This window comes from Enterococcus xiangfangensis (assembly GCF_005405365.1).
GTDB classification, from domain to species: Bacteria; Bacillota; Bacilli; order Lactobacillales; family Enterococcaceae; genus Enterococcus_A; species Enterococcus_A xiangfangensis.
Genome location: NZ_BJDX01000003.1, coordinates 1 through 12,889, shown reverse-complemented (window position 1 = coordinate 12,889; position 12,889 = coordinate 1). Strand labels below are relative to the sequence as shown.

12 protein-coding genes and 1 rRNA gene are annotated in these 12,889 nt (G+C 39.5%); 7 read left to right on the top strand and 6 right to left on the bottom strand.

Annotated features, from left to right (window positions below; genetic code table 11):
- Positions 1 to 193: 193 nt before the first annotated feature.
- Together pta and FFM68_RS04000 are read right to left on the bottom strand one after the other, a co-directional pair.
- A complete protein-coding gene (gene pta, locus FFM68_RS04005; RefSeq protein WP_137618163.1) occupies positions 194 to 1,174 on the bottom strand; it encodes a phosphate acetyltransferase in 981 nt (326 codons plus the stop codon).
- A 158-nt stretch (positions 1,175 to 1,332) separates the two neighbouring features.
- Entirely contained in the window at positions 1,333 to 2,013 is a 681-nt protein-coding gene (locus FFM68_RS04000; RefSeq protein ID WP_137618162.1) for a uracil-DNA glycosylase, read from the bottom strand.
- Between the two features lie 170 nt (positions 2,014 to 2,183).
- Here FFM68_RS04000 and FFM68_RS03995 point away from each other — a divergent pair, with 170 nt between their 5' ends.
- Positions 2,184 to 3,047 carry a Cof-type HAD-IIB family hydrolase gene (locus FFM68_RS03995; RefSeq protein ID WP_137618161.1) on the top strand — a complete coding sequence of 288 codons (864 nt, stop codon included), beginning with the start codon at positions 2,184 to 2,186 and terminating at the stop codon, positions 3,045 to 3,047.
- A 24-nt stretch (positions 3,048 to 3,071) separates the two neighbouring features.
- On the top strand, positions 3,072 to 3,593 hold the full coding sequence (locus tag FFM68_RS03990; protein WP_137618160.1) for an LURP-one-related/scramblase family protein: 522 nt from the start codon (positions 3,072 to 3,074) through the stop codon (positions 3,591 to 3,593).
- Positions 3,594 to 3,669: 76 nt separating this feature from the next.
- Here the strand turns inward: FFM68_RS03990 and FFM68_RS03985 are convergent, their stop codons facing one another.
- The gene (locus tag FFM68_RS03985; protein WP_137618159.1) at positions 3,670 to 4,242 is read right to left on the bottom strand and encodes a GNAT family N-acetyltransferase; all 573 of its coding nucleotides are present in this window, start codon (positions 4,240 to 4,242) and stop codon (positions 3,670 to 3,672) included.
- A gap of 168 nt (positions 4,243 to 4,410) precedes the next feature.
- Here FFM68_RS03985 and FFM68_RS03980 point away from each other — a divergent pair, with 168 nt between their 5' ends.
- Together FFM68_RS03980 and FFM68_RS03975 are read left to right on the top strand one after the other, a co-directional pair.
- Positions 4,411 to 5,478, top strand: a complete 1,068-nt coding sequence (locus FFM68_RS03980; RefSeq protein ID WP_137618158.1) for an endonuclease/exonuclease/phosphatase family protein — start codon at positions 4,411 to 4,413, stop codon at positions 5,476 to 5,478.
- A gap of 47 nt (positions 5,479 to 5,525) precedes the next feature.
- Complete coding sequence (locus tag FFM68_RS03975) at positions 5,526 to 5,969, top strand: GNAT family N-acetyltransferase (RefSeq protein ID WP_137618157.1); 444 nt, start codon at positions 5,526 to 5,528, stop codon at positions 5,967 to 5,969.
- A gap of 91 nt (positions 5,970 to 6,060) precedes the next feature.
- Here FFM68_RS03975 and FFM68_RS03970 read toward each other — a convergent pair whose 3' ends face one another.
- Complete coding sequence (locus FFM68_RS03970; protein WP_137618156.1) at positions 6,061 to 8,478, bottom strand: hydroxymethylglutaryl-CoA reductase, degradative; 2,418 nt, start codon at positions 8,476 to 8,478, stop codon at positions 6,061 to 6,063.
- Positions 8,479 to 8,767: 289 nt separating this feature from the next.
- On the opposite strand from FFM68_RS03970, the gene FFM68_RS03965 reads away from it, so the two are divergent.
- The 3 genes from FFM68_RS03965 to FFM68_RS03955 all read left to right on the top strand — a co-directional run bounded on the left by FFM68_RS03965 (position 8,768) and on the right by FFM68_RS03955 (position 11,966).
- The gene (locus FFM68_RS03965) at positions 8,768 to 9,919 is read left to right on the top strand and encodes a hydroxymethylglutaryl-CoA synthase (protein WP_137618155.1); all 1,152 of its coding nucleotides are present in this window, start codon (positions 8,768 to 8,770) and stop codon (positions 9,917 to 9,919) included.
- A gap of 603 nt (positions 9,920 to 10,522) precedes the next feature.
- Positions 10,523 to 10,972 (top strand): class Ib ribonucleoside-diphosphate reductase assembly flavoprotein NrdI, encoded by a 450-nt coding sequence (gene nrdI, locus FFM68_RS03960; RefSeq protein ID WP_137618154.1) that lies wholly within the window; start codon positions 10,523 to 10,525, stop codon positions 10,970 to 10,972.
- A gap of 88 nt (positions 10,973 to 11,060) precedes the next feature.
- Entirely contained in the window at positions 11,061 to 11,966 is a 906-nt protein-coding gene (locus FFM68_RS03955) for a lactate/malate family dehydrogenase (RefSeq protein ID WP_137618153.1), read from the top strand.
- Between the two features lie 49 nt (positions 11,967 to 12,015).
- Here FFM68_RS03955 and FFM68_RS03950 read toward each other — a convergent pair whose 3' ends face one another.
- Entirely contained in the window at positions 12,016 to 12,552 is a 537-nt protein-coding gene (locus FFM68_RS03950) for a histidine phosphatase family protein (RefSeq protein WP_137618152.1), read from the bottom strand.
- 260 nt (positions 12,553 to 12,812) lie between these two features.
- Positions 12,813 to 12,889, bottom strand: a 5S ribosomal RNA gene (gene rrf / locus FFM68_RS13340); the annotation flags it as partial.

Below are 12,889 nucleotides of genomic sequence, written 5' to 3'. Positions count from 1 at the left end.
CCCTCTTTTCTATTACCAATTTAGTATACCGATTTAGCCTAAGAGAGCAAAGCAAAAGATTTTTTTGCTTGTTTTTTTATCAGTTTTTTTAACGGAGCGCTGACAAATCTTCTTAAAATCAACCACCAAAAAAAGCAAGAATTCGTGAACTTCCGAATTCTTGCTTTTTGATTTAACTTTAAACAATCATTGATTAGTTCATCAATGATTGTGCAGCTGTAATGATAGAAAGTTTGTAGACATCTTCTTCGTTAGAACCGCGAGAAAGATCAGAAATTGGTTTGTTCAATCCTTGCAAGATTGGTCCGATCGCTTCAAATCCACCAAAACGTTGTGCAATCTTATAACCGATATTTCCTGATTGTAATTCTGGGAAAACAAAGACCGTTGCTTGTCCAGCTACTTTTGATTCAGGCGCTTTCAATTGTGCTACACCTGGGATGTAAGCAGCATCAAATTGTAATTCACCATCAATCAAATAATCTGGTGCTAATTCTTGAGCGATCTTAGTTGCTTCTGCAACTTTTTCAACTTCAGGAGCTTTCGCAGAGCCTTTAGTTGAGAAGCTCATCATTGCAACTTTTGGTTCAATATCAAACAATTCTGCTGTTTTAGCTGATTCAACAGCGATTTCTGCCAATTCTTGTACATTTGGGTTAACGTTGATTGCACAGTCAGAGAATAAATATTTCTCTTGATCGCGGCCACGAACCATTAAGAAAGCTCCGCTTGTCCGGCTGACACCTGGTTTTGTTTTGATAATTTGTAGAGCTGGACGAACCGTGTCGCCAGTTGAATGGATGGCACCAGAAACCATTCCTTCAGTAATTCCCATGTAAGTCAACATTGTTCCAAAGTAATTTTCATCTTTAAGCATTTTTTCAGCATCTTCTTTGCTGACTTTTCCTTTGCGGCGTTCAACAAAGGCTGCGACCATTTCATCCCAACGATCAAAATGATCAGGATCAATGATCGTGAAGTTTTCTAAAGCGATTCCACGAGCGCTCGCAGCTTTTTCGATTTCGGCTAAATTACCAATCAAAACTGGATCAATCAACTCTTCTGATTTCAAACGAGAAGCGGCTCCTAAAATACGAGCGTCTGTTGCTTCAGGAAATGCAATTTTAATGTTGCGACGAATAATCTTAAATTTCAAACTATCAAATAGATCCACGATAAAACCCTCCAGATATTTATTTCCTATTAATCATACAACACTTCAACTGAAAAGAAAAGGACAGAATAAAATACCTGTACTACTAATTAAAATCTAGTAAACATGAATTAAGTACATTTTCACAAACTGTCTCTATAACAGAAAACGTTGTCATATCACACTGTTTCAGGCAATTGCCAATCGATTGGCGACTCGCCCCATTCTAGTAAAAGTTGATTCGTTTTCGAAAAAGGTTTTGACCCGAAAAAGCCGCGATGAGCTGATAAAGGCGATGGATGAACTGACTTGATAATCGCGTGTTTGCTAGTATCGATCATCTTACTTTTTTCTTGCGCAGGTTTTCCCCATAAAATAAAAACGATTGGTTTCTCTCTTGCGTTCAAGCGTTCGATAATCGCATCAGTCAATTGTTCCCAACCCTTGCCGCGATGCGAATAAGCCTGGCCTTCTCGCACAGTCAATACCGTATTCAGCAACAATACTCCCTGTTTGGCCCAACTAACTAGATTGCCGTGCTGGACTGGCTCAATCCCTAAATCACTTTGCATTTCTTGATAGATATTGCGCAATGACGGTGGGATCTTCACTCCCGGCTGGACTGAAAAAGACAACCCATGTGCTTGGTCGACACCATGATACGGATCTTGTCCGAGGATCACGACTTTGACTTCGTCATACGGTGTCAGTTCTAATGCTTCAAAAATATGATACATATCCGGATGGATCTTTTGTGTACTGTATTCCTCTTTCAAAAATTCCCTTAATTTTAAATAATAAGGTGCTTGAAATTGATTGGCTAAAACTTGCTGCCAGTCATTGTGGATGATTTCTTTCATAACCTCTACTCCTAATCTTCAACTATTGATTGCCATAAGATCTTATCACTGATTGCTTAAAATTATTCACAGCTCGACTAATTCTTTTTTAAGAATCAATCAGACATGCTTTCCGACTCTGAGATTATGGTACACTATCGGTGTATGATAGGAAAGCTAGGTGAATAATTTTGATAAAACTCATTGCCTCTGATATGGACGGTACACTGTTGAACAATCAAATGCAAGTTCCGACAGCAAACGTCGCGGCCATTCAGAAAGCCCAAGCACAAGGAATCGAATTTATTGCAGCGACTGGACGTGGAATGAGTCATGCAAGAATTTCATTGGACGAATCGGATATTCGTGTCCCAATGATCTTATTAAATGGTGCCCACGTTGTAAATGCTGACCGAGAAACCATCTTTACCATTCCAATCGGAAAACAACGCACATTAGATGTAATGGATACACTTGAAGAAGCCGGATTATATTATGAAATTTTTACCGCCGAACAAGTCTATTCAGCCAATCAGCCTATGCGAATCGATTTTGTTGCTGAACATCTTTTAAGTAAAATTCCGGGAATATCAAAAAAACGAGCGATCGCCGCATCTTCCCAACACTTATCTTTAACCCCCATCACTTTTGTTGATGATATTCGGCAAACATTAATTGCCAGTGATGAAGATGTTTTAAAAATCATCGCTTTTGATAAAAATGGTCCAGCGCAACTGAAAGGAATCGCTGGCGAACTAGAAAAAATTGGCGATCTTGCTATTGCCGCATCCGAATCAACTAATATTGAAATCAATCATGTCAATGCGCAAAAAGGAATTGCTTTGAAACAATTCGCTGAAGAGCGCGGATTTACCGCCAGTCAAGTCATGGCTTTAGGCGATAATTTTAACGATGTCAGCATGCTGACTTACGCCGGCACAAGTTTTGCAATGGGCAATGCTGCTGCTGCTGTCAAAAAAATCGCTAACAACATAACTGATACCAATGAACAAAATGGTGTAGCAACGGCAATCGCTCGAATCCTTTCTGAATAATCAAAATCAAAAGGTGTGACTAGCATGACCGAGTTCTTTATCCAAGAAAAACAATTAAGTTCTACCACACGAACGATCGTCAAAGACAACAACGGTGTGCCTTTATATTTAATGGTCGGTCACTGGGGACGTAAAGGAAATGTCCTGTCGCTCTATGCAATGGATGGACAAATCGTCGCTTATATCAAACAAGCCAGTGTCATTTTTGGCCGCAAGTTTGAGATCTATTATGAACATACAAAAGTTGGTGTGCTCCATAAAATTTTCCATTGGCCAGGGGATTTTTATTACATCCAGCAACTCCACTGGGCTGTCTATGGCGACATTTACAATCATAAATATAAGATTAACCAATTCAATCAGCCAATCATGACGATGGATAAAGCGACGTTATTAACCGGCGACTACTACGTCTTGAATGTTACTGATCCAAAAGACGCCCCAGTCTGTATCTGTGTTGCAGCAATCATGGATTATTGGCTTTATAATCGCAGCAAACATTCTAATCCAGAGACGACGTTAAAAATGACTTTTTCCCAAAATTAAAGAACTGAGCCAACTGTGGCACAGTTCTTTTTTTCTCAAAAATAGCTGCAACCTATCCGCTAACCGATACTAATTATTAGCGAGCAGCTTTTACTTTTCGTTGCATATGGTCATAGACATGTCCGCTGATCATTATTTCTCCCGCATCTTCAAAACCTTCACGCAAGTACAGGCGTTTGGCATTTGGATTAGCTTTGTCGACATTTAATCCGATGACTTTTTCTCCTTCATGGGTTGCTAAGCGATCTGCCGCAGTCAATAATTTCGATCCGATTCCTTGTCCACGGAACCTTTCATCCACTGCGATCGAATCTAAATACCACTCATTAGGAAATACTTCCGAATCGATAAACATTCGGCTGTCTCCTACTCCTTGTGAGCGCAAATAATTTTCTAAAGGTCGATCAATAATCGCTTCTTCATTTGCAGGATAACCAAATACTGCACCGGCAATGGTTCCATTGATTTCTTCCACTAAACCGCGCGCATACCCAAACCGATAGGTCGGATCTTTAAAACAGGTCGCAAGGACTTCCAAAGTCTTTTCCTCACCGAATTTAGCTAAAAAATCCAACTCCATGTCTTTTAAAATAACTAGTATTAGTTTAGAAACTGCTATACCATCTTCTTTTCTTGCAAATCGAATCATTTTAAAACCTCTCTTTTAATAACATTTAACACTACTATTTTAGTGTACCATGCAAACAAGATTTGTGAAAGTGAGGATGTTTTGTGTTCAATAAAAAATCTGCTATGATATTTGAGAAATGATTTTTGCTGTTGAAATACGGCATTCAGATATACTAGGAGGAAACGAATGAAAAAGATCATAAAAATTCTTTTAGGGATCATTGTAGCACTGATCGTAGTCTTTGGCGGTTACTTGATTTATTTATTTGTCAGCTACGACCGCTTGCCGGATGCGATTACTTTAAACCCTGTGAACCGGCAAACACAAATGCTAGAAACAAATAAAACTTATCGAGCGATGAGTCACAATATTGGTTATGGCGCTTATCCGCCAAGTTATAGTTTCTTTATGGATGGCGGCGATTACTCACGCGCATATGACAAAAAGACAGTGAAAGAAAATATGCAAGGAATCGTCCAAACAACAAAAGAGTTAGCACCAACTTTTGCATTTTATCAAGAAGTCGACCAAGACGGCGACCGTTCTCAACATGTCGATCAAGTTGCTTTTTTGGGTGAACATTTAGAGGATTACAATCATCTCTATGGACAAAATTACGATTCAGCTTATTTATTCTACCCTTTTACCGATCCAATCGGCAAAGCAAAATCAGGTTTAGTCACACTGAGTCAAGCTGAGATTACCAGCAGTAAACGCTATTCGTTGCCGATCGAAACAAACTTCAATAAATTTTTTGATTTGGATCGCGCCTTTACCGTCAGCCGCATGCCAGTCAAAGGGGGGCATGAGTTCATTGCTATCAATACTCATTTATCTGCCTTCACTAAAGATCGTTCGATCCAAGCTGCGCAACTAGAAAAAATTTTTAACGTGATGGAAAATGAATATAAAAAAGGCAACTACGTACTAGTCGCTGGCGATTACAACCATGATGTTTTAGGCAACAGTCCCGAAGTCTTCAATACGAGCAAAAAACGAGAGACTTGGACACATCCTTTCCCTAAAGATCAATTACCAGCCGGTTTTCAGCTTCCCACCGGCAGACTAGCAGCTGAAAAAATTCCTTCTGCTCGTGCACTGGATAAACCTTATAAAGAAGGAAAATCGTACACCACACTCATAGACGGTTTCCTTGTCTCGGATAATATTGCGGTCAACAACGTCCATGTCAAAGATATGCAGTTCAAATATTCTGATCATAATCCTGTGTATCTAGATTTTAGTTTTAAATAATTTTGACTGACGGCTCATAGACCTGCAGTCTGCCAAGGAGGTCAACAATGAGGTTTGAAGAAATCATTACAGATAAAAAGAGCTTGCTCGACTTATTACTTTTAGCAGATGAACAAGAAGACATGATTGATCGTTACCTTAATCAAGGTCAGTTATTTGCTTTGTATGATCCGGAGGTAGTGTGTGTAGCGGTCATTCTAAAACTCAACGATCAAGAATGTGAATTAAAGAATATCGCGACGCTACCGAGTGCTCAAAGACAAGGGTATGGTACAGTAATGATTCAATTTCTAATTACTAAATTTTTAAGCCGTTATCAAACTATTTATGTCGGAACAGGCGATGTTCCTGAGACACTAGCTTTTTATCAAAAATGTGGGTTTCGTAACTCTCACCGTGTGAAAAATTTTTTCACTGATAATTACCGTGAACCGATCATTGATCACGGCGTTCACCTAATCGATATGGTCTATTTGCGTATCGATAAATAAAACAAACGGATCGTTTTTCTAAAGGATTTAACCTACAGAAAACCGGTCCGTTTATTTTTTGTTTTTCTTTCTAGCTTTGATAAAAAGCAGCTTAGCCTAGTCGAATTTTTTTTATGATCGCTTCTGCTGTCGCTAGATTCATTTGTTCTGCTTTTCGCAATTGACTAGATACTTGCGAGATCTCTCCGGTAGTCGCGCCGGCTGTGATCGCTAATGAGCGACTTTGCATCGCCATGTGTCCTTTTTGAATGCCATCAGTCACCAATGCTTTGATTGCTGCTAGATTTTGTGCCAATCCAACCGCCACAATTATTTCTCCAAGTTCTGCAGCAGTTGAAATTTCTAATAATTTCAAACTCAATTGTGCTTTTGGTAAAACTTTGGTCGCACCGCCGACGATCCCGACTTTCATTGGCACTACTAATTTTCCAATCAGCCGATCTGCTTGGATCGACCAGTCTGTCAAACCTTCATAGCGCCCATTTCGTGCCGCATACGCATGACAAGCCGCAGCTACTGCCCGCGTATCATTGCCGGTCGCTAATACAACCGCATCGATTCCATTCATGATCCCTTTGTTGTTAGTCGCGGCTCGATAAGGATCTAGCTTGCTAAAGTCGTTGGCAGCTGCAATTTTTTGCGCGATTTCAGGCGTTATTTGATCTAACGGCAGTTCGCAACGAGCTTCGATCAACGATTCTGTCGCATAATTGCTCAAAATACTAAACAGGATCTCCGCATCAGGAATCACTTGTCTTACTTCTTGAGCAACGGCTTCCAACATCGTATTCAAAATATTGGCGCCCATCGCATCTTTTGTATCAACCACTAGATCAATAGAAAGATAGCCGGTTTCAAAGGTTCGCAGATTAATCAAACGCAAGCCTCCACCGCGCTGATAGATCGAGGGGTAACTTTTTTTGGCCGCAGCAAAAAAGAGCGGCTCATTTTCATTAAGAATCTTTTTAAGTTTTTCGAATTCTGTAACATTTTGTAAAACGATTTGACCAATCATTTCCTGATTGATCACACGGGTCGTGATACCGCCAGCTTTAGCAATGATCTTGCCCGCATTGCTGGCAGCAGCGATCACTGATGGTTCTTCCGTTGCCATCGGAATCACTTTTTCTTTTCCGTTAATGACAAAATTTTGTGCAAGACCTAACGGAATCGCACATTCGCTGATTTGGTTTTCGATCAAGTTATTTGCAATTTTTTCCGGTAACCCCGTTTGACTTGTTAATTGAGCCGCTTCTTTAGCAGATAGTTTTTTTTCTTTGATTAACTTTGTCAGCCGTTCAGTTTGGGACATTTGATAGAATTTTTTTTGTGCAGTCTCATGATCTGCTGCTTTAGTTATCATCAAAGCTAATCCTAGCCCGCCGCCGATACATAGGCTGGCTATTCCTCGTTGTTTCTCTTCTTGAATCAATTCAGAAATCAAAGTCGCCACGATTCGAGTACCGCTTGCTCCAATGGGATGCCCCAAAGAGATCGCGCCACCATAGACATTTAATTTCTGATCTGGGATCTTCAATTCATTTTGTACAGCAACTGATGCCGAAGCAAAGGCTTCATTGATTTGAAAAATATCGATCTCATCAATTGTTCGATTGGCTTTTTGCAATAATTTATTGATGGCTGAAACAGGCGCCACTCCCATAATACTTGGATCGATCCCTACTTCGCTATAATCATTGATGACTGCTAAATAAGCCAAACCATGTTCAACAGCATACGATTTTGCCGCCAAAACGATTGCTGAGGCGCCATCATTTAACGTTGATGCATTCGCCGCTGTCACTACCCCATTTTCTTTAAATGCTGGTTTTAGTGATCGGATTTTTTCTAATGTTGAATCAAATCGAATCCCTTCGTCTTCTCGCATAATACTTCCATCTGGAAGTACCACGGAAACGATTTCTGAATCAAATTTTCCGCTTGTGCTGGCTTTTGCTGCTTTTATTTGTGATCCATAAGCATATTGATCTTGGGCTTCACGTGTGATCTGGTATTCTTCTGCAACTTTTTCCGCAGTCAATCCCATGTGTTCTCCGCTAAAAGCATCCGTCAAACCGTCATAAATCATACTTGATTTTGGTTCTTGCCATTCTTGTGTAACATAATCAAAACTGGTAACCTTTGGTGCTTGCGACATATTTTCTGTCCCACCGGCAAGTACGACTTGCGCTTCTCCTAATAAAATCTGCTGCATTGCAAAAATGATTGCTTTCATGCCAGATCCGCAGACTTCATTGATCGTAGTTGCAGGAACAGTATAAGGAATCCCTGCTTTTACAGCTGATTGCCGTGCCACATTTTGACCATTTCCTGCTTGTAAAACATTTCCCAGAAATACTTGTTCAACTTGTTCTGGCGCAAGCTCTGCACGTTTGACCGCTTCTTTGACTGCAATCGCACCGAGCTCGACGGCTGAGATGGGCGCTAATTTCCCCTTATATCTGCCAATTGGTGTTCGTACAGCACTTAAAATAACTACTTCTTCCAAGGATGCACCTCCAATAATTTCATTAAAAATCAGAGGTAAGTATAGCATAGATAGTTTTATAATTTCTTAAGATTCAAACTCGACTAATTAGAGCTTTTCTGTGATATATTTACTTCTGGAAGAAATGACGATCTACTCTGCTTCGCTAAGATCCATCGCATAAGACTAGCTATACAAAAATCAGACTTTACTATACTGCTGATCTAGCTTATTTAGCAAAGTATCTATGATAGAACAAAATTTCGCTTTCTATAAAAATGAACTCCATAACAACACAAGGAGGAGCAATATGACCATAGGAATTGATAAAATAAGTTTCCACGTGCCAGATTATTATCTTGATATGACTGACTTAGCACATGCTCGTGAAACCGATCCTGCTAAATTTCACATTGGACTTGGACAAGACCAAATGGCGCTTATCCCTAAAACACAAGACATTATTACCTTAGGAGCAAGTGCAGCGGCAAAAATTCTTACAGCCGATGACAAAAAAATGATTGATATGGTGATCGTTGGTACAGAATCCAGCACCGATTTTTCAAAATCAGCCGCAGTGACTATTCATAAACTGCTTGATATTCAGCCTTTCGCTCGTTCATTCGAAATCAAACACGCCTGTTACGGCGGCACAGCGGCATTGCAACAGGCACGTGATTATGTCGCCGCACATCCAGATCGAAAAGTTTTAGTGATTGCTGCTGATATCGCTAAATACGGACTGCATTCTGGCGGTGAGCCTACCCAAGGATGCGGAGCCGTTGCCATGTTAGTTACTAAAAATCCACACCTATTGGCCTTTAACAATGACAGTGTCTTCTATTCTGAAGACGTTTATGATTTTTGGCGGCCAGCAGGGCACGACTATCCATTAGTTGATGGACATCTGTCGAATCAAATCTATATTGATTCCTTTACACGGATTTGGGAACAAAATAAAAAAATCAATCAAACAACGAGTTCTGACTATGCTGCCTTGACTTTTCACTTACCCTATACAAAAATGGGCCGCAAAGCTTTGCGAGCAATTTTTCCAGAAATGTCTGAGACAGAGCAGCAGCGTTTGGAAACTCGTTACGATGAAGCCATTATTTATAGCCGCCAAGTAGGCAATCTCTATACAGGCTCGCTATATCTCGGCTTAGCTTCGCTCCTAGACAACAGCAAATTGGCCGCTGGTGAACGAATCGGACTATTTAGCTACGGTTCTGGTGCTGTCAGTGAATTTTTCTCGATGACTTTAATGGAAGACTATCAACAGTACTTATCGATTGAAGAAAACCAGTTGCTGCTTTCAAAACGGAAACGTTTATCCATCACTGAATACGAGGAAATGTTCGCTGAAAAGTTGCCGACTGATGGAAAAACCTATACATTTTCTGATCCAACAAAATTTGCGATCAATAAAATCAGTGATAATATTCGTTACTACAACAAATAAACCAATCCGTCCAAAAAATGCCAGTATTTTAAAAGGGTGTATGACAAATTTTTGTCATACACCCTTTTTTTGAATAAATGATGTTCCAAAAGCAGCTTCTTCAGAACTAAGGCAAAGTCTCGTAAAGCAAATCACTTCTGTCATAATCTTTTTTTGGCAAAAAAAAAACAATCCAGCGGGTCTAATGGCTAAGTGTTTTTTCTTCATTCCAGATTTCTGGAATATTTACACCTTTTTTCTCGGTCTTAAACGTCTTTGTGGTTGAATTTCGTTTAAGCCTCACCATTAAGTGGAGAAATGGTTCTACTGTCTACATTTCTCTTCCCCGCTAGACTTGAGTTACATTGTAAGGAAACTTCAAATCCCTACTTCCTTCCTGCCATTTCGGCATTCACTTGAAACGAACAATCACTCGCTCATTTCCGTTGTATTTTCTACAACTTAGGGACCTATCCCTTACACTTATAGTTATATCATACTTTATAATTTTTTGCAACCGTTTACATCTTATTTAAGGAATCTTTTTCATGCTATAATTCTAAAAGGAAAACAGCTATTCTATTTTTGAAAAAATTATTATCGAGCTTGGAGGAACCAGCATTCATGAATATCTTATATATATCGATTTCGGGAAATACACGAGCATTCGTCAAGCGATTGATCGCTTATGCTGAAGAACAGCATCAATTAGCCGCGGAAAATCCATTAATCGCTGCAAAAGAAATTTCGGAAAATACTCCCTTTGCAGTTGAAACAACACCCTTCTTTACCTTCGTCCCAACTTATCTAGAAGGCGGAAATGGCGTAGACAATGGAGATACTGAAATATTGACCGAAGTCATGCGAGACTACCTAGAGTACAAAAACAATTACCAAAAATGTTTAGGGGTCGTAGGCAGCGGCAATAAAAATTTTAACTATCAGTATTGCTTGACGGCAAAACAATACAGTCAGGCCTTCGATTTTCCTTTTTTAGCCGATTATGAATTGAGAGGAACTCCAGCAGATGCACAGCGCGTGTATCAAATATTAAAAGATAGTCTATCAAATTAATCATTTACTAATTATTCTATTGACTTTTTCTCACATTAGGGGCATCCTTTTTTAAATAGTACTTCTCAAAAAGAAAGGCGTGTAGTAATTGAAAAAAGTTGCAATTATTGGTCTCGGTCATGTCGGCAGTACGACTGCCTACACTTTGATCTCAAAAAATATAGTCGATGAATTGGTTCTTTTTGATCCAAAGGAAAACATCATTGAGGCTGAATTAAATGATTTGATGGATGGACAAATGGAGCAAAACCATCAAGTCCGACTGATCGTCCCAGACTTAGCTGAGCTTGCAGATACCGATGTCATTATTTTTTCTGCCGGTGACATTACTATTTTTGAAGGCAATTCTGATCGTTTTGCTGAACTGAATCTAACTAAAACACTCGTTGAAGAATGGGCACCAAAAATTAAAAAATCCGGCTTTAAGGGTATCTTATTAAACATCACCAATCCATGTGATGTGATTACACAATACTTGCAAGAATTAACTGGATTTCCTCGAGAACGGGTCTTAGGCACTGGAACTTCACTGGACACTGGTCGAATGAAACATGCAGTCAGCAAAGATCTGAACATCCACCCTGCTTCAATTGACGGCTATGTAATTGGAGAACATGGCGAAACTCAATTTGTTGCCTGGTCTAGTGTTAAGATCGATGGTGTTCCTATTACTGACACACTAGCTGCTGAAAAGCTCGCTTCGTTGGAACAGACAGCTCGTAACGGTGGCTGGATCACCTTTAGAGGAAAAGGCTATACCTCTTATGGAATCGCTGTTCAAGCTGCCCGAATTGTTGCAGCGATCTTAGCGGACGATTCGCTGGTCGTACCTGTTAGTCACTACCATCCTGCAGATAATTGCTATGTCGGTTCACCTGCTAAAATTTCTTCTCAAGGGCTTATAGAGAGTTTGCCGCTATCTCTTTCCGATACTGAACAAGGTAAATGGCAACAAACAATCCAAAAGATCCACTTAATGCATAAAGCAATTTAAAAGACCGGACGCAATGTCCGGTCTTTTTAAATTGCTTTATACTAATTGATTATTTCTCCCAATCAAATCTGATCAATTTTGCATTAGGCGTTCGATAATTGAAAACAGCCTCATTTTCTAATGGCTCAAAATAATTTTTAATTGCTCGAATAACTGAATTGTGACAAACTAGCAAATATATATTTTCTGAATCTTGCTCTAATTCCTTCAATAGCAGAACGGTCCGAGCATACACATCCATCAAAGATTCTCCGTTAGGATAGCGAACCGCAAATTGGGTACGCAACTTTAAATAGCTTTCCTGCGCATCACTAGTTCCATCATAATCTCCATAATCTAATTCGATCAAACGTTCATCCATTCTCAGCGGCAAATAATTTTTTTCTGCTACAAGACGAGCTGTTTCTTGCGCGCGTTCCAATGGCGAATGAATAATTTTTGTAATCGATACATCCAATTCAGCAACTTCTTCTGCTAACACAGCGGCTTGACGATAGCCAACTTCTGATAACGCAATGTCACTTCTTCCCGAAATAATCCCCGCTTTATTCCATTCTGTTTCCCCATGTCGTGCTACATAAAGCAAATCAAACAATCCTCTCTAACTAAAAAAATTAAAAAAGATTTCACAATAAATCAACTGCTCAATCTTCATTCATAATAAGCCAAAACTAAAAAAAAATATCCCTATTCTTCTTGAGATTCAGTATCATAAAGTAACCGATCAATCCTCAAATAATTTTTTATAAAATTTATTACTACCTCTTAATGAAGGATGGAATAGACATTTCGTTCAAACCATTCAATAAATAAAAAAAGCTATTCACTAGAGTGAATAGCTCAACTGCGTGGCGACGTCCTAATCTCACAAGGGGCAACCCCTCACTACAATCGGCGCTAAGAAGCTTAACTTCTGTGTTCGA